Raw genomic sequence first — 20,338 nt, 5'->3', positions numbered from 1 at the left:
AGAACGGGGCAGGCCTCAGCCCGCCCCGTTCTGGATGCAGATCGCTCGCTGCGACCGAGGATCACTCGGCTGCGGCGACCACGCTGACGACCTTGCGGCCGCCCTTGCTGCCGAACTCGACGGCGCCGGTCGCGAGAGCGAACAGTGTGTCGTCGCCTCCGCGGCCCACGTTGGTACCGGGGTGGAAACGCGTTCCGCGCTGGCGGACGAGAATCTCGCCGGCGTTGACGTCCTGGCCGCCGAAGCGCTTCACGCCGAGGCGCTGTGCGTTCGAGTCGCGACCGTTGCGGGTAGAGCTTGCGCCCTTCTTAGATGCCATGTGTCTCTCTCCGCCTTACTTGATTCCGGTGACCTTGACGCGCGTGAGGTCCTGACGGTGCCCCTGGCGCTTCTTATAGCCGGTCTTGTTCTTGTACTTCTGGATGACGATCTTCGGGCCGCGGAGGTCGTTCATGACCTCGGCGGTGACCGTGATCTTCGACAGCGCGTCGGCTGCGGTCGTCACGTTGTCGCCGTCGACGAAGAGGACGGCGGGCAGCTTGATCGACTCGCCCTCGGCAGCGCGAACACGGTCGAGGGTGATGGTCGTACCGACCTCAACCTTCTCCTGCCGGCCACCGGCGCGAACAACTGCGTAAACCACGTTGATACCTGTTTCGTTGGGGACGTTCTCTCGAACGTCCGAGCCTCACGGGAAATCTGGGGCGACCTTCCCTGAGGGAAACAGGGCCGGACGCTGACCTTCTCACCGCACTGGGTGTGCGGGATGCGTCTGAATGGTGTGAGCCGCGCCGCCAGTGGGAGAGCGCGCGACCGAAGACGCACCAGCGGTTAACTCTACCGGAACATTCCTGAATGCGCCCAATCCGCCTGGCGGCGCGTCGCGCATAGGGTTGCTCTCATGACGATTCTCGTGGATACCCCGATGTGGCCTGCCCACGGGCGCTACTGGGCCCACCTCGTCAGCGACGCCGACCTCGAGGAACTGCACGCGTTCGCGGCGCGCTGCCAGATCCCGCGCCGGGCGTTCGACCTCGACCATTACGACGTCCCCGAAGAGCGGATCGACGCGCTGGTCGCGGCCGGCGCCGTCAGGGTCACCTCCGGCGAGCTCACGCGCGCCCTGATCGCGTCAGGGCTGCGCGTGCGCGCGAAGGATCGCTGAGGGCGTCAGCCCTCGTCCGACTGCGGGGTCACCGTCACGGCGGTGCCCTGCAGAGCGGCCGTCGACACCCGACGACGCGAGCGACCCTGACCCGGTGCCTTCGGCTCGGGCAGAGCGCTCAGCACGGAGTCGAGCAGGTCGTTCGTGCCGGCGGATCCGTTCGCGGGCTTGCTGCCCGCGTCGTTCGCGCGGCGACGACGCGGCTTGCGCGCGCGCTCGTCGGTCTTCTCGGCAGGCTTGTCCACTCCGCGAGGCCCCTCGGGAAGGACCGTCGCGAGCTGGTCGAGCGACGACGGCTGAACGACCGGCGACTTCTCCGGCTGTGCCGCGGGGGCGTCGTGGTCGTGGCCGACGATGGTCGATGCCGCGATCTTCGCGAGCGCATTCTTCGCACCCTCGGTGTTCACAGGCGCACCGGCATCGTCCGACTCAGGCGTGCGGTCGGGCTTCTGCGAACGCGAACGTCCTCCCCCGGATCCGCCGTTCGATGACGAACCCCGCGAGCGGCGCCCGTTCGATGACGTCGTCGTGCGGTGCTTCATCACGGGGTCGTGGTGCACGACGACGCCGCGGCCGGCGCACACCTCGCAGGGCTCACTGAACGTCTCGAGCAGGCCGAGACCGATCTTCTTGCGGGTCATCTGCACGAGCCCGAGCGAGGTGACCTCCGCTACCTGGTGCTTCGTGCGGTCGCGGCTCAGGCATTCGATGAGGCGGCGCAGCACCAGATCGCGGTTCGACTCGAGCACCATGTCGATGAAGTCGACCACGATGATGCCGCCGATGTCGCGCAGGCGCAACTGGCGCACGATCTCTTCGGCCGCCTCGAGGTTGTTCTTCGTGACCGTCTCTTCGAGGTTGCCGCCCGATCCGACGAACTTGCCCGTGTTGACGTCGACGACGGTCATCGCCTCGGTGCGGTCGATGACGAGCGAACCGCCCGAGGGCAGCCAGACCTTGCGGTCGAGCGCCTTCTCGATCTGCTCGGTGATGCGGTGCTCGTCGAACGGATCGGCGTCGCCCTCGTGCGACACGATGCGCTCGAGCAGGTCGGGCGCGACCGACTCGAGGTAACCCTTGATGGTCTCGAGCGACTCGGCGCCCTGGATGACCATCTTCTGGAAGTCCTCGTTGAAGACGTCGCGCACGATCTTCACGAGCAGATCGGGCTCGCTGTGGAGCTGTTTGGGCGCGGCGCCCTTCTCGACCTGCTGGCGGACGTGCTCCCACTGCTGCGCGAGGTGGTTCACGTCGCGCGTGAGCTGCTCCTCCGTCGCGCCCTCGGCTGCCGTGCGCACGATCACGCCGGCGTGCTCCGGAAGAACCTTCTTCAGGATCTTCTTCAGGCGCGCGCGCTCGGTGTCCGGAAGCTTGCGCGAGATGCCGTTCATGGATCCGCCCGGCACGTAGACGAGGTAGCGGCCCGGCAACGAAATCTGACTCGTCAGCCGCGCGCCCTTGTGGCCCACCGGGTCCTTCGAGACCTGCACGAGCACCTTGTCGCCCGGCTTCAGCGCGAGCTCGATGCGTCGCGGCTGGTTTCCGGTCTCCACCGCGTCCCAGTCGACCTCGCCCGAGTACAGCACCGCGTTGCGGCCGCGGCCGATGTCGACGAACGCGGCCTCCATCGACGGCAGCACGTTCTGCACGCGGCCGAGGTAGATGTTGCCGATCAGCGACGCCTCCTGCGCCCGCGCGACGTAGTGCTCCACGAGCACGCCGTCCTCGAGCACACCGATCTGGGTGCGGTTCTGCTTCGACCGCACGATCATCTGGCGGTCGACGGACTCGCGGCGCGCGAGGAACTCCGCCTCGGTGACGACCGTGCGGCGGCGGCCCGCATCGCGGCCGTCGCGACGGCGCTGCTTCTTCGCCTCGAGCCGCGTGGATCCCTTGATGCTCTGCGGCTCGGTGATGACCTCGGCGACGCGCCCCCGGCTGCGCTGTTCGCGCGGCTCGTCGTGCTCGCGCTCCTCCGAGGCCGGTCCGCCACGACGGCGACGCCGGCGCGAGGAGCGATTGCCGTCGCTGCGGCGGTCGTCGAAGTCGTTGTCGTTATCGCGATAGCGGTCGTCGCGGAAGTGGTCATCGAACGACGTCACCGGCGGGAAGAGCCGGGGATCGGGCGCGTAGAAGTTGAGGACGGTCGAGACGCGCGAGACGAAGTCCTTCTCGATCAGGCCGAGCCCGACCGCCGTGGGGATCTCCGGCTCGCCGGAGTCGTCCTGAGTCTTCCCCGCTTGCTCGGCCGCCGCGGTCGCAGCTTCCTGCTCGCGCGCCTGCTCATCCGACTCGTCGGGTCGGACGTCCTGGGTAGGTGTGCTGGTGTCGTTTTTTTCTTCGGCCATTTCTGGCAAACTCCCTGCACGGGCGGTTTCTCGCCCGTGAAAATCGTGCTGCCCGTCGTGTAGCGAGGCAGCGTTTCATTGATCAGCGACAGATCTCGGGGACTCGTGCCGCGCGGAGCATCCATTGCTCCGAAGTCTTCTACGGCCATTATCGCATCATCCGCGCCGGATCACGCATCTATATGTCCGAGAGCGACGTGGCGCGTCGCTCTCAGCGAACCGGTGCCAGACTGTATCCATGACAGTCGCGACGACGAAACGGCCCACTGCCCTCGCCATCTGGCTCATCTTCGCCGGCGTCGTCGGGCTCATCGCGGCGTTCACCCTGACGATGGACGACATCCGCAGCCTCGAGGACGACACGTTCAACCCGGCGTGCAACTTCTCGCCGATCTTCCAGTGCTCAGCGAACCTCGAGTCGTGGCAGGGATCGGCGTTCGGGTTCCCGAACCCGCTCATCGGGCTCGTGTGCTGGATGGCGCCCATCGTCGTGGGCATGGCGATCCTCTCGGGCGCGCGCTTCTCCAAGTGGTTCTGGGCGCTCTACGCAATCGGTCACACGCTCGCCTTCGGGTTCGTGTGCTGGCTCGCGTTCCAGAGCATCTTCCGCATCGGCACGCTGTGCCCCTGGTGCATGGTGACCTGGGTCGTGACGATCCCGTCGTTCTACGCGGTGGTTCTGCACGCCGTACGGATCGGGGCGATCCCCCTCGGCCGCGGCGGACGCAAGCTCGCCGACACCCTCATGGGGTGGCTGCCGCTGCTCGTGACCGTGTCGTTCCTGATCATTGCGATCGCCGCCGTCATCCGGCTCGACCTGTTCTCGTCGCTCCTCGGCTGAGGAACAGAGAAGACGCCCGGTGCGGTACCGGGCGCCTTCGTCGTTCTCGATCAGTCGAACCAGAGGGCGAGCTCGCGCTCGGCGGATTCGGTCGAGTCGGATCCGTGCACGAGGTTCTGCTGCACCTTCAGGCCCCAGTCGCGTCCGAGGTCGCCGCGGATCGTGCCGGGGGCGGCGCTCGTGGGGTCCGTGGTGCCCGCGAGCGAGCGGAAGCCCTCGATGACGGCGTTGCCCGCGACGCGGACCGCCACGACATCGCCCGACATCATAAACTCGACGAGCGGCTCGAAGAACGGCTTGCCCTCGTGCTCGGCGTAGTGCTGCGTGAGCAGCGCGCGCTCGGGCGTGAACTTGCGGATGTCGACGATCTCGTACCCCTTGCGCTCGATGCGCGCGAGGATCTCGCCGGTGAGCTGGCGCTTGACACCATCGGGTTTGACGAGGACAAGAGTCTGTTCAGAGGTCATGCCTCAAATCTACCCGTCCCGCGACGCGCGCTGTGCCGCGAGGCGGCGCTCGACCTTCGACCCGCCGATCATCGCGTACGCGTACAGCCCGCCGAACACCATCGTGATCAGCAGAATCGCTGGCACGAAGAACGCGCCCAGCGCGACGACGACCTGGATCGCCCAGCCGAGGATCCGCCCCCAGCGCCACCGCAGCGTGCCGCACGCGGCGAGCGTGATGACGAACATCACGGCGCCGGCGACGACGCCCCACCAGTCGGGCAGACGGCCGTCGAGCGCGCCGAGCCCGTAGATGACGAGGCCCGCGAGGAAGACGACGATCGATTCGAAGCCGAGCACGACCGAACCGACCTTCTCAGGCAGCGAGCGGTAGCGCGCAGGGCGCGGCACCTCGGGCGCGTTCAGTGCGTCATCGGTCATCGCTTCCAGCTTTCCACACGCGCCAGTGCGATCGCCTCGCCGCCGAGGATGATGGATCCGGCGATCACGATCGCACGCTTCTCGCCCTCGGCGGCCCACTCGCGCGCAGCCTCAGCCGCATCGACGATGTTCGGGTGCGCCGTCGGGCGCAGGCCCGCGAGCTCGGCGGCATCGGCGATCTCGTCGGCGGATGCCGACCGCTCCGAATCGGCCTCAGTGGCGAACAGGTGCGTCGTCACGGGCGCGAGCTCGCGGATGATCCCCGGGATGTCCTTGTCGGACATCGTGCCGAGCACGACGCCCCACTCATCGAAATCGAAGTACTCCCCGAGGGCGGCGACGAGGGCGCGCGCGCCGTGCGGATTGTGCGCGCCGTCGACGAGGATCGTCGGCTCGGTTCCGACCAGCTGCAGGCGCCCGGGCGAGGTCGCGCCGGCGAACCCGTCCGTGCGCACGTCATCGGCGATCTTCTGCGTGCCGCCTCCGATCAGAGACTCGACGGCCGCGATGGCGAGCGCGGCGTTCTCGCCTTGATGGCGCCCGTACATCGGCAGGTACTCTTCGTCGTACGAGGTCGCCAGGCCGCGGATCCGCACGAGCTGGCCGCCCACCGCGAGCTTCGCCTCCTCCAGCGCGAACTCGCCGCCCGCGAACGCGATCGCGGCCCCGCGCTCGCCCGCGACGCGGCGCAGCACGGCGGCCACCTCGGGCGACTGTCGCGCGGACACGACGCGCGCACCGTCCTTGATGATGCCAGCCTTGACCTCGGCGATCTGCTCTGGGGTGTCCCCCAGTCGGTTCGCATGGTCGACATCGATGGGCGCGATCACCGCGACGTCGCCGTCGGCGGTGTTGGTCGAGTCCCACGAGCCGCCCATTCCGACCTCGAGCACGAGCACGTCGACCGGCGCATCGGCGCACGCCACGAAGGCGAGCACCGTCAGCAGCTCGAAGTACGTCAGCGGGTTCTGGTCCTCCGCCTCGAGCTCGGCGTCGACGAGCGCGATGAACGGCTCGATCTCGTCCCACGCGTCGGCGACCTTCTCGTCCGCGATCGGCTCGCCGTCGATCAGGATCCGCTCGGTGAAGCGCACGAGGTGCGGGCTCGTGAACAGGCCCGTGCGCAGCCCGTGCGCCCGGATCAGCGACTCGATGATGCGCGCCGTCGACGTCTTGCCGTTCGTGCCGGTGACGTGCACAACGCGGTAGGTGCGCTGCGGGTTGTCGAGGTAGTCGAGGATCCGCGCGGTGCGCTCGAGCCGGGGCTCGACCCATGCCTCTCCCGCGCGGGCGATCAGCTTCTCGTACACGGCGTCGGCGCGTGCGATATCGGAACCGGTCATCGGTCTGCTCCTCGGCGTGCCACGGCGACGGTGAAGTCGGCGGTGTTGGCGTAGGTGCCGGCCGGGACGACGTTCACGTGCTCCGGCCGGAATCCGTGCGCGCTGGTCCACGCGTCGATGCTCGAGAGGTCCTCATGCCCGCGCTCCTCGGAATCGCTGAACACGGGGGTGAAGCTCGACAGCGTCTCCGACTCGACGAGATCGCTGAGCGACGCGAACGGCGCGAAGCCCGCCTGCTCGAACGTCCGGTGCTCGTCCGCGCTGTCGAACGCGATGAACAGCTCGATCCGATCTGACACATCGAAGTCGGCCTGCTTGCGCGTCTCCTGGACCGCGCGGATGATGTCGCGGGCGAGGCCCTCGGCCTCGAGCTGCGGCGTGGTCACGGTGTCGAGGATGACGAATCCACCGCCAGACAGCGTGGCGATCGCCTCGCCCTCCGGACGCGCGGAGGTGTCGAGCGCGAGCGCGTACTCCCCCGCCATCAGCTCGATGCCGCCGGCGACGACCGTGCCGTCGGACTCGGTCCAGTCGCCCGATTTGGACGCTTTGATGACCTGTTGCACCTGCTTTCCGAGCCGCGGGCCGATGGCCCGAGCGTTCACCGTCAAGCGGTGCGAGATGCCGTACCGCTCGCCGGTGTCGTCGGTCAGCTCGTCGAGCTCGATGGACCTCACGTTCAGCTCGTCGCGGAGGATCTCCTCGAACTGGCCGAGCGCCGCGGATCCCTCGACGACGACGGTGAGCTTCGCGAGCGGCAGGCGCACGCGCAGCTTCTCCTTCTTGCGCAGCGCGTTCGCGACGGACGAGACCTCGCGCACGGCGTCCATGGCCGTGCGGATGTCGGCGGCCTGCGGGAACTCCTCGGCGTCGGGCCACTCGGTCAGGTGCACGCTGCGGCCGCCCGTGAGCCCCTGCCACACGCGCTCGGTGACGAGGGGGAGAAGCGGCGCGGCGACGCGGCAGAGCGTCTCGAGCACCGTGTAGAGCGTGTCGAACGCCTCGCGGCTGGTGGGATCCTCCGTGACGTTGCCCCAGAACCGGTCGCGCGAGCGGCGGATGTACCAGTTGGTCAGCGCCTCGGAGAAGTCGCGGAGGCGCTCTGCGGCGGTCGTGGAGTCGAGCCGCTCGAGGTCGGCCGCGACATCGCGCACGAGGTCGCCCATGAGGGCGAGGATGTAGCGGTCGAGCACGTTCGACGAGTCGGTGCGCCACTCGGCCTCGTAGCCGCCGGCGGCGTTCGCGTACGTCGAGAAGAAGTACCACGAGTTCCACAGCGGCAGCATGAACTCGCGCACGCCCTGGCGGATGCCCTCCTCCGTGACCGACAGGTTGCCGCCGCGCAGCACGCTCGACGACATGAGGAACCAGCGCATCGCGTCGGATCCGTCGCGGTCGAGCACCTCGGAGACGTCGGGATAGTTGCGCAGCGACTTCGACATCTTCTGGCCGTCGTTGCCGAGCACGATGCCGTGGCAGCTCACGCCCGTGAACGCCGGTCGATCGAACAGCGCCGTCGACAGCACGTGCATCACGTAGAACCAGCCGCGGGTCTGGCCGATGTACTCGACGATGAAGTCGGCCGGCGCGTGGGTGTCGAACCAGTCCTTGTTCTCGAACGGATAGTGCACCTGCGCGAACGGCATCGAGCCGGAGTCGAACCACACGTCGAAGACGTCCTCGATGCGGCGCATCGTCGAGCGGCCCGTCGGATCATCGGGGTTCGGCCGGGTCAGGTCATCGATGTACGGGCGGTGCAGGTCGACCTCCCCAGAGTCGTTCGTCGGCAGCGTGCCGAAATCGCGCTCGAGCTCGTCGAGCGAGCCGTACACGTCGACGCGCGGGTGGTTCGGATCGTCCGACTTCCACACCGGGATCGGCGATCCCCAGTAGCGGTTGCGGCTGATCGACCAGTCGCGAGCACCCTCGAGCCACTTGCCGAACTGTCCGTGCTTGACGTTCTCGGGGGCCCACGTGATCTGCTCGTTGTTCGCGAGCATGTCGTCCTTGACGTCGGTGACGCGGATGAACCAGCTCGACACCGCCTTGTAGATGAGCGGGTTGCGGCACCGCCAGCAGTGCGGGTAGCTGTGCTCGTACGACTGCAGCCTCAGCAGGCGTCCGTCGCCGCGCAGACGACGCACGATGTCCATGTTGGCGTCGAGCCACAGCTGACCTTCGAAGTCCGGCACGAGAGGGAGGAACGTGCCGTCATCGCCGACCGAGACGATCGTCGGGATTCCAGCCGCGTCCGAGATTCGCTTGTCGTCCTCGCCGTATGCGGGCGCCTGGTGCACGATCCCCGTGCCGTCGCTGGTCGACACGTAGTCGTCTGTGAGCACCTGCCACGCGTTCTCGGTGCCCCACGTCTCGGTGTCCGCGAAATAGTCGAAGAGCGGCTCGTAGCGCACGCCGGCGAGCTCGGACCCGCTGATCGTGCGGGTGACGGCCGCGCGGGCCACGTCGGCGTCCTCGTAGCCGAGGTCCTTCGCATAGCCGTCGACGAGATCGGCCGCGAGCAGCACGGATCCGCTCGCGAACGATTCCTTCGCGCCGAGCGGGCCGGCCGGCAGCACAACGTAGTCGATCGAGGGGCCGACGGCGAGCGCGCTGTTCGTCGGCAGGGTCCAGGGCGTCGTCGTCCACGCGAGCGCCGAGACGCCCTCGATGCCGAGCGACGCGGCCTTCTCGCCGACGAGGGGGAATCCGACCGTCACCGACGGGTCCTGGCGGTCCTTGTAGACGTCGTCGTCCATGCGCAGCTCGTGGTTGGACAGCGGCGTCTGGTCTCGCCAGCAGTACGGCAGAACCCGGTAGCCCTCGTAGGCGAGCCCCTTGTCGTGCAGCTGCTTGAAGGCCCACAGCACGCTCTCCATGAACGTGATGTCGAGCGTCTTGTAGCCGCGCTCGAAGTCGACCCAACGCGCCTGGCGGGTGACGTAGGCCTGCCACTCGCGCGTGTAGGCGAGCACCGATTCGCGGGCCTTCGCGTTGAACGCGCCGACGCCCATCTCCTCGATCTCGCTCTTCTCCGTGATGCCGAGCTGCTTCATCGCCTCGAGCTCTGCGGGCAGGCCGTGGGTGTCCCATCCGAAGACGCGGTCGACCTTCTTGCCGCGCATGGTCTGGAACCGCGGGAAGAGATCCTTCGCGTAGCCCGTGAGCAGGTGCCCGTAGTGCGGCAGACCGTTCGCAAACGGGGGGCCGTCGTAGAAGACCCACTCGTCCGCGCCCTCGCGCTGGGCGATCGAGGCGCGGAACGTGTCGTCGTTCTTCCAGAAGTCGAGGATCTCGCGCTCGATGGCGGGGAAGCTCGGGGACGGCGTGACGGCATCGGCGGCGGATCCGAATGCGCTCTTCGGGTAGGTCATCTCACTCCAGCAGTTCGTAATGGTTCGAACTGCGAGGACGACTGCTGCCAGCCGCGGTACCACCCCGCTTGCATTCAGTGACGAACGCCTCTTTCACAGCGGCTGTGACGGGCCTGCCCCGCGCGGTTCTAATGAGCTGCGAACAGCCGTTCTTCCGCGGGCTCCCCGGTGATGGCCGGATCAGCGCCTGATGCGCCGATACTACCCCTTTCGACCTGGGAGCGCCGCGGTCGAACATCGTCAGGCGAGGATCCGCTCTAGCCGCGCGTAGCTGGCCTCCATTCCGTCGACCATGCCGGTGGCGAGGATCATGTCGCGCTCCTCCGCGCTGGCGTACGTGATGACGTACGACAGCAGGGTTCCCTCGGGCACGGGCGTGAGCGTCACCTCGTTGAGCGTCTCCCCCGGAAAGCCCTCCATGCGCTCGGTGTGCACGATCCGCGACTCGGGGTGCGACTCCTGCACCTCGCCGCCGATGCTGAACGCCTCGCCCTCGGTGTCGGCCAGCGGCGCCCACCGGTAGCGGAATGCGGATCCGGGCCCCGCGGGCGGCGTGACCTCGGTCATCTCCCACCCGTCCGGGCCGAGCTGCCATTTCGCGAGCAGATCCGCATCGTGATGCGCGCGCCACACGTCGCTGACGGATCCGCGGATCACGCGCGAGATCCGCACGCGAGTGTCCGACAGCAGCTGCAGCTGCGCCGGAATGTCGGCCGCGAACCGCGCGAGGTCGGCGAGCACCGCGTCGATCTGACTCATCGCCGACTTCGTGCCGTCGATCATGCCCATGCTCACCAGTTCCTCGAGCTCCTCGAGGCTGTTGAAATGGGTGGTCATCGTGAGCCGAGATCCATCAGCCGTCTCGTCGAAGGCGAACACCATCCGCATGCTGGGCAGATCGCGATTCGGCTCGCCGTCGTCGCCGCTGAAGCCGTCGAGCACCTCGAACGAGTTCGGCGCATCGACGGCGAGGAACTCCCAGTAGCCGCGGGATTTGTCGCCCTCCGGGCCAGTCATCTCGTACCGGCTGTGCCCGCCGGGGTACATGTCGTGCCGGAAGAATCTTGCGGGGTAGGTCTCGGGCCCCCAGAACTGCTCGACGAGGCGCGGGTCGGCGTATGCCTCCCAGAGCCGCTCCTTCGACGCGGCGAAGTCCGCCACGATCGTGAGGGTGAGATTGTCGTGGTCGGTGTCGACCGAGGTGATGGGCATCGTCAGGTTCCTTTCGGTTCGCCGAGCAGCGCATCGAGCCTGCCGATGCGCGCCCGCCAGATGTCTTCGTACTGTCCGAGGAGCAGCTGCGCACGACGGATCCGCTCGGGCTCGCCCCGCACGATCCGGTGACGGCCGCGCGGGTGCTTCGTCACGAGACCCGCCTCCTCGAGAACGGCGACGTGCTTCTGCACGGCCGCGAACGACATGTCGTATACGGCCGCGAGCTCGCTCACGGCCGCTTCTTCGGTCAGCACGCGCCGCATGATGTCGCGCCGCGTCTGGTCAGCCAGGGCCCGGAAGATCCGGTCGACCTCGGCCTCGCTCAATTCCACTTGTGCAACCATTTGGTTGTACATTAACGCCGGCGAGCGGACGGCACAACCCCTTTCGCACATCCGCCCCGGTACACTTGTCGAACCCACCACATCTGGCACGTACACACCGTGCCGCCCATATCGCTGAAGGAGTTCGCGATGGCTGATATGCCGGACAAGCCCAAGCTCGAAGGACTCGAAGCGAAATGGGGTGACACGTGGGAGAACGACGGAACGTACCGCTTCGACCGTCAGGCCGCTCAGCAGGTCGGCCGCGAAGGCGTGTTCTCCGTCGACACTCCCCCGCCGACGGCGTCCGGTTCGCTGCACATCGGCCACGTCTTCAGCTACACGCACACCGACGTGAAGGCGCGCTTCGAGCGCATGCGCGGCAAGCAAGTCTTCTATCCGATCGGCTGGGACGACAACGGCCTGCCGACCGAGCGCCGCGTGCAGAACTACTACGGGGTCCGGTGCGACCCCACGCTGCCGTACGACGCAGACTTCGTGCCGCCGTTCGAGGGCACGACCAAGAACATCAAGGCCGCCGACCAAGTGCCGGTCAGCCGCCGCAACTTCACCGAGCTCTGCGAGAAGCTCACGCTCGAGGACGAGACGAAGTTCGAGGAGCTGTGGCGCCAGCTCGGCCTGTCGGTCGACTGGACACAGAACTACCGCACGATCTCGGCCGACACGATCCGCACGAGCCAGCTCGCGTTCCTGAACAACATCGCCCGTGATGAGGCCTACCAGTCGATGGCGCCCACCCTGTGGGACGTCGACTTCCGCTCGGCGATCGCGCAGGCCGAGCTCGAGGACCGCGACCGCCCGGCCGCGTACCACCGGCTGGCGTTCCACAAGACCGACGGATCCGGCGACATCCACATCGAGACGACGCGGCCCGAGCTGCTCGCCGCATGCGTCGCGCTCGTCGCGCACCCCGATGACGAGCGCTACCAGCCGTACTTCGGATCCACCGTCACGACGCCGCTGTTCGGCGTCGAGGTGCCCGTGCTCGCGCACACCGCCGCCCAGCCCGACAAGGGGTCGGGCATCGCGATGATCTGCACCTTCGGCGACATGACCGACATCATCTGGTGGCGCGAGCTCGACCTGCCGAACCGCACCATCATCGGCAAGGACGGCCGCGTTCTCGCGGACGCGCCGGACGTCATCACGAGCGAGTCAGGCCAGGCCGCGTACGCCGAGATCGCGGGCAAGACCGTGTTCAGCGCGCAGAAGCGCGTCGTGGAGCTGCTGGGCGAATCCGGCGAGCTGCTGAACGTCGGCGAGACGTTCCAGCACCCCGTGAAGTTCTTCGAAAAGGGTGACCGCCCGCTCGAGATCGTCTCGACGCGCCAGTGGTACATCACCAACGGTGCGCGCGGCGAGGACCTGCGTCAGAAGCTGCTCGAGGTCGGAGGCGAGGTCGCGTTCCACCCCGAGTTCATGCGCGTGCGCTACGAGAACTGGGTGGGCGGCCTCACCGGAGACTGGCTCGTCTCGCGCCAGCGCTTCTTCGGCGTGCCGTTCCCGCTCTGGTACGGGCTCGACGACAACGGCGAACGCGACTATTCGCGCGTGCTCACGCCCGCGCTCGAGTCGCTCCCCGTGGATCCGACGAGCGACGTGCCGGACGGCTACACGGCTGAGCAGCGCGGCGTTCCCGGCGGCTTCGAGGCCGAGAGCGACATCCTCGACACGTGGGCCACCTCGTCGCTGACCCCGCAGCTGGCTGGCGGCTGGCAGCGCGACGACGAGCTCTGGAACCTCGTCGCGCCGTTCGACGTGCGCCCGCAGGGCCAGGACATCATCCGCACCTGGCTGTTCTCGACGATGCTCCGCAGCGTGCTCGAGGACGACCGTCCGGCATGGCGCCACGCCGCGATCTCGGGCTTCATCGTCGATCCGGACCGCAAGAAGATGTCGAAGTCGAAGGGCAACGTGGTCACGCCCGCCGACATCCTCGACAAGCACGGATCCGACGCCGTTCGATACTGGGCCGCGTCGAGCCGCCTCGGAACGGACGCGGCGTTCGACCCGCAGAACCCGACGCAGATCAAGATCGGTCGCCGGCTCGCGATCAAGGTGCTGAACGCGGCGAAGTTCGCGCTCGGCTTCGACGCGCCCGAGGGATCCGAGGTCACCGAGCCGCTCGACCTCGCGATGCTCGCGGCGCTCGATCGCGTGATCGACCAGGCGACAGCCTCGCTCGACGCGTACGATCACGCCCGCGCGCTCGAGGTCTCGGAGTCGTTCTTCTGGACGTTCTGCGACGACTACCTCGAGCTCGTCAAGGAGCGGGCCTACGAGGGCGGCCCGGCCGGCGCATCGGCCGCCGTCGCCCTGCGCACGGCGCTGTCGACGCTGCTGCGCCTCCTCGCGCCCGTCATCTCGTTCGCGACCGAGGAGGCCTGGAGCTGGTTCCAGGACGGATCCGTGCACACGGCTGCCTGGCCGGTCTCGTCGGGAGCCGCGGGAGATCCGGCCGTGCTCGAGATCGCGTCGCAGGCGCTCATCGGCGTGCGGCGCGCGAAGACCGAGGCGAAGGCCTCGCAGCGTACGCCGGTCGCATCCGCGACGATCACGGCCCCCGGCTCGCAGCTCGCTCTGCTGCAGCTCGCGGCCGCGGATCTCAAGGCCGTGGGCCGCATCGAGGAGCTCACGATCGTCGAGGGCGCCGAACTCGAGATCACCGAGATCGAGCTCGCGCCCGCCGAGGGCTGACCCGATCCTCCGCCGGTGACCGGCACCGCAACAGAAGGAGCAGACATGCAACTGGGAACGCGCTGGGCCGCGGGCGGAGAACCGCCGGCGTCCGTCCCCCGCGCACTCGTGCCCGCGATCCGCGAGGCCGAGGCGCAGGTCGACGGGGCCGCGCACTGGACCCTCACCTGGCTCGAGGGGCGGCCGATCGCCGAGCTCGATGCCGGGTGGGAGGTCACGCTCGACGCCGACGGCGAACCCGTCGTCGAGCCCTTCGATCTCGAGGACTAGAGCGAGCTCCTCAGAAGGAGAAGAGCCGTATCTCCGGACGATTCGCGAGAATCGTCCGGAGATACGGCTCTTTTCCGTCGTTCTGGGTCGGGCTATGCGCTCTTGCGCCGCTCCTGGAACACGACCGTCGGGGGCGCGCCGTCGTCGACGGCCGCACGCGTGACGACGACCTGCGCGACATCCTCGTTCGACGGGATCTCGAACATGATCGGCCCGAGCACATCCTCGAGGATCGCGCGCAGCCCGCGGGCGCCCGTTTTGCGCTTCGAGGCGAGGTCGGCGATCGATCGCAGCGCGTCGTCCTCGAACGACAGGTCGACCCCGTCGATCTCGAACATGCGCTGGAACTGCTTCACGAGCGCGTTGCGGGGCACCGTCAGGATGTCGACAAGCGCGTCCTGATCGAGCGGCTCGACCGTCGCGATCACCGGCAGGCGCCCGATGAACTCGGGAATGAGACCGAACTTGTGCAGGTCTTCCGGCAGCACCTCGGAGAAGAGGCCCTCGTTGTCGCGCTTCGACTGCAACGGGGCGCCGAAGCCGACGCCGGCCCGGCCCACGCGCGAGGAGATGATGTCGTCGAGCCCGGCGAACGCGCCGGAGACGATGAACAGCACGTTCGTCGTGTCGACCTGGATGAACTCCTGGTGCGGATGCTTGCGGCCGCCCTGCGGCGGCACCTGGGCGACCGTACCTTCGAACAGCTTCAGCAGCGCCTGCTGCACGCCCTCACCCGAGACGTCTCGCGTGATCGAGGGGTTCTCGGCCTTGCGCGCGATCTTGTCGATCTCATCGATGTAGATGATGCCCTGCTCGGCGCGCTGCACGTCGAAGTCGGCGGCCTGCAACAGCTTCAGGATGATGTTCTCGACGTCTTCGCCGACGTAGCCCGCTTCGGTCAGCGCGGTCGCATCGGCAACGGCGAACGGTACGTTGAGCCGCTTCGCCAGCGTCTGCGCGAGGTAGGTCTTGCCGGAACCGGTCGGGCCGAGCATCAGAATGTTGCTCTTCGAGATCTCGACGTCTTCGACCTTGTCGTCGGCCGACTTGAGCTCGCCCTTCGCGCGCACGCGCTTGTAGTGGTTGTAGACCGCGACGGCGAGCGACTTCTTCGCCGGCTCCTGCCCCACGACGTACTCGTCGAGGAAGTCGAAGATCTCGCGCGGCTTCGGAAGATCGAGGTCTGCGACCGCGCCGTCGGGCGTCTGCTCGGCCATGCGCTCTTCGATGATCTCGTTGCACAGCTCGACGCACTCATCGCAGATGTACACGCCGGGGCCCGCGATCAACTGTTGCACCTGCTTCTGGCTCTTTCCGCAGAAAGAACACTTGAACAGGTCGGCACTCTCGCCGATTCGCGCCATGCGATCACTCCTCGGGGTCTGGTCGCAGTGTTCTATCAGGCTAGTCGGAACCACTGACACGCGTGTCCACGACCATCGGCGTGGCGGAAAGCCGCCGCCACACACACCGCGCGCCCCGCCCGAGATCTCCGGACGGGGCGCGCGGTCACGCGTGGATCACTCGATGACGCCGCGCTTGCGCGACGACAGCACCTGATCGACGACGCCGTACTCGACGGCCTCAGCGGCGCCCAAGATCTTGTCGCGGTCGATGTCCTTGTGGACCTGCTCCGCGGTCTTGTTCGTGAGCTTCGCCATGGTCTCCTCGAGCCACGTGCGCATGCGCATGATCTCGGCTGCCTGGATCTCGATGTCGGACGCCTGACCGTGTCCCGACTCGCCGACGGCGGGCTGGTGCATCAGGATGCGCGCGTTCGGCAGCGCGAGGCGCTTGCCGGGTGCGCCCGCGGCGAGCAGAACCGACGCCGCGGATGCGGCCTGGCCGAGCACGACGGTCTGGATGTCCGGCGAGATGTACTGCATCGTGTCGTAGATCGCCGTCATCGCGGTGAACGAACCGCCCGGCGAGTTGATGTACATCGTGATGTCGCGGTCGGGATCCTGCCCCTCGAGCACGAGGAGCTGGGCCATGACGTCGTCGGCCGACGCGTCATCGACCTGCACGCCGAGGAAGATGACGCGATCCTCGAACAGCTTGTTGTACGGATCCTGGCGCTTGAAGCCGTAGGCCGTGCGCTCCTCGAACTGCGGGAGGATGTAGCGGCTCGACGGGGTCTGGAAGCCCTGCGGCGTGGTGGTGTACGGAGTGTGCATCGTGGGTGACTTCCTTACTTCGACTCGCGCTCGGTGCCGCCGCCGCCGGCGACGTCGCTCGCGCTCGCGCGCATGTGGTCGACGAAGCCGTACTCGAGGGCTTCCTCGGCGGTGAACCAGTGGTCGCGGTCACCGTCGGCGTTGATCTGCTCAACGGACTTGCCCGTCTGAGCGGCCGTGATCTCGGCCAGGCGATTCTTCATCGACACGATGAGCTCGGCCTGGGTCTGGATGTCGCTGGCCGTGCCGCCGAACCCGCCGTGCGGCTGGTGCAGCAGAACGCGCGCGTTGGGCGTGATGTAGCGCTTGCCCTTCGTGCCGCTCGTCAGCAGCAGCTGCCCCATCGAGGCGGCCATGCCGATGCCCACCGTCACGATGTCGTTCGGAACGAACTGCATCGTGTCGTAGATGGCCATGCCCGCGGTGATCGATCCGCCGGGCGAGTTGATGTAGAGGTAGATGTCCTTCGTCGAGTCCTCCGCGGCGAGAAGCAGGATCTTCGCGCAGATCTCGTTCGCGTTCTCGTCTCGAACCTCCGAGCCCAGCCAGATGATGCGATCCTTCAGCAGCTGGTCGAAGACGTTCTGTGCCATCAAGGGTTCAGGCATTCTCACTCCATTCGGTGTGGCGTCGATATGACATTACCGGCGCCCAGGGCGCCGCTCGGCCGTGTTCGCCGTGGGCATACGACCGATCCGCGGATACGGCGAGAGGGCCGCCCGCCTGTTGGCGAACGGCCCTCTCGAGCATGCGGATCCGTGGGTCACTCGGCCTTGTCGGCCGACTCCTCTTCGGTGGTCTCCGCGTCGTCGCCCTCGACGGCGGCGAAGCCCTCGAGGTTGACGGGGTCACCTGCGGTGTCGACGACCTCGGCCTTGCCGAGGACGACGGCGATCGCCTTGTTGCGCGCCACGTCGCCCATGACCGCCTGCAGCTGGTTGCCCTGCTGCAGCGCCTGGATGAAGTCCTGCGGGCTCATGCCGTACTGGCCCGAGGCCTGCATGAGGTACTGCGTGAACTCCTCCTGCGAGACCTGGACGTCGAGGTCCTTCGCGATGCGGTCGAAGAGCAGCTGCGTACGGAACTGCTTCTCGCTCGCCTCAGCGACCTCGGCGCGGTGCTCGTCGTCCTCGAGCCGGTTCTCCTGCTCGAGGTGGCGGTGCACCTCGTCGTCGATCAGGCTCTGCGGGACGGGAAGCTCGACGGTCTCGAGGAGCTGCTCGACGAGCTTGTCGCGCGCGGCGGATCCCTGCGCGAACGCGCCCTTCTCCTTGGCCTGCTCCGCGAGGGACTCGCGCAGCTCGGCGATCGTGTCGAACTCGCTCGCCATCTGGGCGAAGTCGTCGTCGGCCTCGGGCAGCTCGCGCTCCTTGACGACCTTGACCGTGATCGTGACCTCGGCCTCTTCGCCGGCGTGCTCGCCGCCGACGAGGTTGGTGCGGAACGTGGTCTCCTCGCCCGCGGTCAGCGAGTCGAGCGCCTCATCGGTGCCCTCGAGCAGCTGGCCCGAGCCGATCTCGTACGACACGCCCTCAGCGCGGTCGACCTCGGCGTCATCGACCTTCGCGATGAGGTCGAGCTCGACGAAGTCGCCCTTCGCGGCGGGACGCTCGACCGGCACGAGCGTGCCGAAGCGCGCACGGAGCGCCTCGAGCTCGTGGTCGATGGCCTCGTCGTCGACCTCGATCGGGTCGACCGTGACCTTGAGGTTCTCAAGATCCGGCACCTCGAACTCGGGCGCGATGTCGACCTCGATGTCGACCTCGAGGTCGCCGGAGAAGTCCTTCTCGGCCGGCCAGGTCGTGATGTCGGCCTGCGGCTGACCGAGGACCTGCAGCTCGTTCTCCGCGACGGCCTCGCGGAAGAAGCGGTCGAGGCCGTCGTTGACGGCGTGCTCGATGACGGCGCCGCGGCCGACGCGCTGGTCGATGATCGGAGCCGGCACCTTGCCCTTGCGGAAGCCCGGGATCTCGATGTCCTTCGCGATGTGCGAGTAGGCGTGATCGATGCTCGGCTTGAGCTCGTCCGGCGTGACGGTGATGTGCAGCTTGACCCGGGTCGGGCTCAGCTTCTCAACGGTGGTGTTCACCATGTTGGTTCGCTTCTCCTTATTGCGTGACCCACGACGAGCTGCGCCACGGGCTGAGGTCTGGGGGGGGCCGATGTCGGGGCGACAGGATTTGAACCTGCGACCTCCCGCTCCCAAAGCGGGCGCTCTACCAAGCTGAGCTACGCCCCGCGGGTTCCACGCGGTGGGAACACGAAACGGCCTAGGCGAGTCTATCCGACAATCCCCCGCCCGATGCACACCCCGGAAACGAACAACGGGCGGCCGAGGCCGCCCGTTGCAATTCGGAGGGGATGACGAGAATCGAACTCGCGTGACCAGTTTGGAAGACTGGGGCTCTACCATTGAGCTACATCCCCGGAACCCGGCAAGTCTATCTGATCCCGAACGCGACGTCGGAACCGGGCGTTCCCGGGCGCGTCACATGGACTGCGCGTGCGTGGTCGAGTACGCGAGGTAGCGATCCGCGTTGGCACGGATCCCCGCGACCTCTTCGTCGCTCAGCTCGCGACGCACCTTCGCGGGCACTCCTGCCACCAGCGAACGCGGCGGAACGACGGTGCCCTCGAGGACGACGGCGCCGGCGGCGATCAGGCAGGACTCCCCGATCCGCGCGCCGGACAGGACCGTGGCGTTCATTCCGATGAGCGATCCGTCGCCGATCTCGCATCCGTGCACGACGGCGTTGTGCCCAATGGAGACGCCCTCGCCGATCACGGTGGGATGGCTCGCGTCGACGTGCACCGAGACGTTGTCCTGCACGTTGCTGCCGCGGCCGACGGTGATCGGCGCGACGTCGGCGCGCAGGACGGCGTTGCACCACACGCTCGATCGGCTCTCGAGCGTGACGGCGCCCAGGATCCGGGCCCCCTCCGCGACGAACACGTCGTCGTCGATGTGGGGCTCGGCCCCGGGCAGCGGGCGGATCGTGGCATCGCGGGAGATCGTCATGCCGGAGAGCATACAGCCGACCCACGAACGACCGGAAACGACTTAGGCAAGGCTATCTAATGGCTGATCACGGTGCTTTTCAGACGAGCCTCACCTTGCTTGCGCGGCATAAATTTCGGAGTAGCTTTGTTATCACCGGCGGGGGCAACGCTCCCGCACCATCCAGAAGAAGGGGATACCGATGACCACCACCGTCGCAACCACCGCATCGAACGCCACCGCCGCCTCGAGCAGCTCGCAGTTCCTCTCCCCCGTCGTCCTCGGTCTCCAGGCCCTCACGATCAACGGCAAGCAGGCGCACTGGCACGTGCGCGGCGCCAACTTCATCGGCGTGCACGAGTTCCTCGACACCGTCGTGGCGAACGCCGGCGGATGGGCCGATGAGGTCGCGGAGCGCATCGTCGCCCTCGGCCTTCCGATCGACGCCCGCGTGCAGCGCGTGGCCGAGAAGGTCTCGAACACCGGCGCCCCGGCCGGGTTCGCCCAGTCGACGGATGTCATCAAGGGCATCATCTCCGACATGGATGCCGTGATCGTCGACCTCGACGCCGCGATCGAGGGCCTCGACGAGACCGACCTCGTGAGCCAGGACGTCGTCATCGGCATCAAGGCGGGCATCGAGAAGGACCGCTGGTTCCTCTTCGCTCACATCGCTGAGTGA

General features: G+C 67.6%; 19 protein-coding genes and 2 tRNA genes. 5 read left to right on the top strand and 16 right to left on the bottom strand.

Going from position 1 to position 20,338, the window contains the following annotated elements; genetic code table 11:
* Nucleotides 1–61: 61 nt before the first annotated feature.
* Nucleotides 62–319: a 50S ribosomal protein L27 gene (gene rpmA / locus G510_RS0110475; RefSeq protein ID WP_029153594.1), complete on the bottom strand. Its 258-nt coding sequence runs from the start codon at nt 317–319 to the stop codon at nt 62–64.
* A gap of 15 nt (nt 320–334) precedes the next feature.
* Nucleotides 335–643: a 50S ribosomal protein L21 gene (gene rplU / locus G510_RS0110470; protein WP_029153593.1), complete on the bottom strand. Its 309-nt coding sequence runs from the start codon at nt 641–643 to the stop codon at nt 335–337.
* A gap of 258 nt (nt 644–901) precedes the next feature.
* Between rplU and G510_RS0110465 the strand changes: the two genes are divergently transcribed.
* Nucleotides 902–1,165, top strand: coding sequence for a DUF4031 domain-containing protein (locus G510_RS0110465; protein ID WP_029153592.1), 264 nt, complete (start codon nt 902–904; stop codon nt 1,163–1,165).
* A 5-nt stretch (nt 1,166–1,170) separates the two neighbouring features.
* Here the strand turns inward: G510_RS0110465 and G510_RS16485 are convergent, their stop codons facing one another.
* Complete coding sequence (locus G510_RS16485; RefSeq protein WP_084644315.1) at nt 1,171–3,513, bottom strand: Rne/Rng family ribonuclease; 2,343 nt, start codon at nt 3,511–3,513, stop codon at nt 1,171–1,173.
* Nucleotides 3,514–3,751: 238 nt separating this feature from the next.
* On the opposite strand from G510_RS16485, the gene G510_RS0110455 reads away from it, so the two are divergent.
* Nucleotides 3,752–4,354 (top strand): vitamin K epoxide reductase family protein, encoded by a 603-nt coding sequence (locus tag G510_RS0110455; RefSeq protein WP_029153591.1) that lies wholly within the window; start codon nt 3,752–3,754, stop codon nt 4,352–4,354.
* Between the two features lie 50 nt (nt 4,355–4,404).
* Here G510_RS0110455 and ndk read toward each other — a convergent pair whose 3' ends face one another.
* From ndk to G510_RS0110425, 6 genes are all read right to left on the bottom strand, one after another.
* Nucleotides 4,405–4,821 (bottom strand): nucleoside-diphosphate kinase, encoded by a 417-nt coding sequence (gene ndk, locus G510_RS0110450; RefSeq protein ID WP_029153590.1) that lies wholly within the window; start codon nt 4,819–4,821, stop codon nt 4,405–4,407.
* A 9-nt stretch (nt 4,822–4,830) separates the two neighbouring features.
* Nucleotides 4,831–5,241 carry a DUF4233 domain-containing protein gene (locus G510_RS0110445; RefSeq protein ID WP_029153589.1) on the bottom strand — a complete coding sequence of 137 codons (411 nt, stop codon included), beginning with the start codon at nt 5,239–5,241 and terminating at the stop codon, nt 4,831–4,833.
* Entirely contained in the window at nt 5,238–6,584 is a 1,347-nt protein-coding gene (locus G510_RS0110440) for a bifunctional folylpolyglutamate synthase/dihydrofolate synthase (RefSeq protein ID WP_029153588.1), read from the bottom strand. Before G510_RS0110440 ends, G510_RS0110445 begins: the two co-directional genes overlap by 4 nt.
* Nucleotides 6,581–9,955, bottom strand: a complete 3,375-nt coding sequence (ileS, locus tag G510_RS0110435) for an isoleucine--tRNA ligase (protein WP_029153587.1) — start codon at nt 9,953–9,955, stop codon at nt 6,581–6,583. Before ileS ends, G510_RS0110440 begins: the two co-directional genes overlap by 4 nt.
* 240 nt (nt 9,956–10,195) lie before the next feature.
* Nucleotides 10,196–11,167 carry an SRPBCC family protein gene (locus G510_RS0110430; protein WP_029153586.1) on the bottom strand — a complete coding sequence of 324 codons (972 nt, stop codon included), beginning with the start codon at nt 11,165–11,167 and terminating at the stop codon, nt 10,196–10,198.
* A 2-nt stretch (nt 11,168–11,169) separates the two neighbouring features.
* Nucleotides 11,170–11,514 (bottom strand): ArsR/SmtB family transcription factor, encoded by a 345-nt coding sequence (locus G510_RS0110425; RefSeq protein ID WP_036322857.1) that lies wholly within the window; start codon nt 11,512–11,514, stop codon nt 11,170–11,172.
* A 129-nt stretch (nt 11,515–11,643) separates the two neighbouring features.
* Here G510_RS0110425 and valS point away from each other — a divergent pair, with 129 nt between their 5' ends.
* On the top strand, nt 11,644–14,211 hold the full coding sequence (gene valS, locus G510_RS0110420) for a valine--tRNA ligase (RefSeq protein ID WP_029153584.1): 2,568 nt from the start codon (nt 11,644–11,646) through the stop codon (nt 14,209–14,211).
* A gap of 45 nt (nt 14,212–14,256) precedes the next feature.
* Nucleotides 14,257–14,481, top strand: a complete 225-nt coding sequence (locus G510_RS0110415; RefSeq protein ID WP_029153583.1) for a hypothetical protein — start codon at nt 14,257–14,259, stop codon at nt 14,479–14,481.
* A gap of 92 nt (nt 14,482–14,573) precedes the next feature.
* Here the strand turns inward: G510_RS0110415 and clpX are convergent, their stop codons facing one another.
* The 7 genes from clpX to G510_RS0110380 all read right to left on the bottom strand — a co-directional run bounded on the left by clpX (nt 14,574) and on the right by G510_RS0110380 (nt 19,677).
* Nucleotides 14,574–15,845, bottom strand: coding sequence for an ATP-dependent Clp protease ATP-binding subunit ClpX (gene clpX / locus G510_RS0110410; RefSeq protein ID WP_029153582.1), 1,272 nt, complete (start codon nt 15,843–15,845; stop codon nt 14,574–14,576).
* A gap of 156 nt (nt 15,846–16,001) precedes the next feature.
* Nucleotides 16,002–16,658: an ATP-dependent Clp protease proteolytic subunit gene (locus G510_RS0110405; protein ID WP_029153581.1), complete on the bottom strand. Its 657-nt coding sequence runs from the start codon at nt 16,656–16,658 to the stop codon at nt 16,002–16,004.
* A 14-nt stretch (nt 16,659–16,672) separates the two neighbouring features.
* Nucleotides 16,673–17,266 (bottom strand): ATP-dependent Clp protease proteolytic subunit, encoded by a 594-nt coding sequence (locus G510_RS0110400; protein WP_029153580.1) that lies wholly within the window; start codon nt 17,264–17,266, stop codon nt 16,673–16,675.
* A gap of 155 nt (nt 17,267–17,421) precedes the next feature.
* A complete protein-coding gene (tig, locus tag G510_RS16480; RefSeq protein ID WP_051216674.1) occupies nt 17,422–18,750 on the bottom strand; it encodes a trigger factor in 1,329 nt (442 codons plus the stop codon).
* Between the two features lie 73 nt (nt 18,751–18,823).
* Nucleotides 18,824–18,897, bottom strand: a tRNA-Pro gene (locus tag G510_RS0110390).
* A 117-nt stretch (nt 18,898–19,014) separates the two neighbouring features.
* A tRNA-Gly gene (locus G510_RS0110385) sits at nt 19,015–19,085 on the bottom strand.
* A gap of 61 nt (nt 19,086–19,146) precedes the next feature.
* On the bottom strand, nt 19,147–19,677 hold the full coding sequence (locus tag G510_RS0110380) for a gamma carbonic anhydrase family protein (RefSeq protein ID WP_029153579.1): 531 nt from the start codon (nt 19,675–19,677) through the stop codon (nt 19,147–19,149).
* Between the two features lie 181 nt (nt 19,678–19,858).
* Between G510_RS0110380 and G510_RS0110375 the strand changes: the two genes are divergently transcribed.
* Entirely contained in the window at nt 19,859–20,338 is a 480-nt protein-coding gene (locus tag G510_RS0110375) for a Dps family protein (RefSeq protein WP_029153578.1), read from the top strand.

This window comes from Microbacterium gubbeenense DSM 15944 (assembly GCF_000422745.1).
Lineage (GTDB): Bacteria > Actinomycetota > Actinomycetes > Actinomycetales > Microbacteriaceae > Microbacterium > Microbacterium gubbeenense.
Note: the sequence above shows the minus strand (reverse complement) of the source record. Positions and strands in the feature narration are given on the sequence as shown.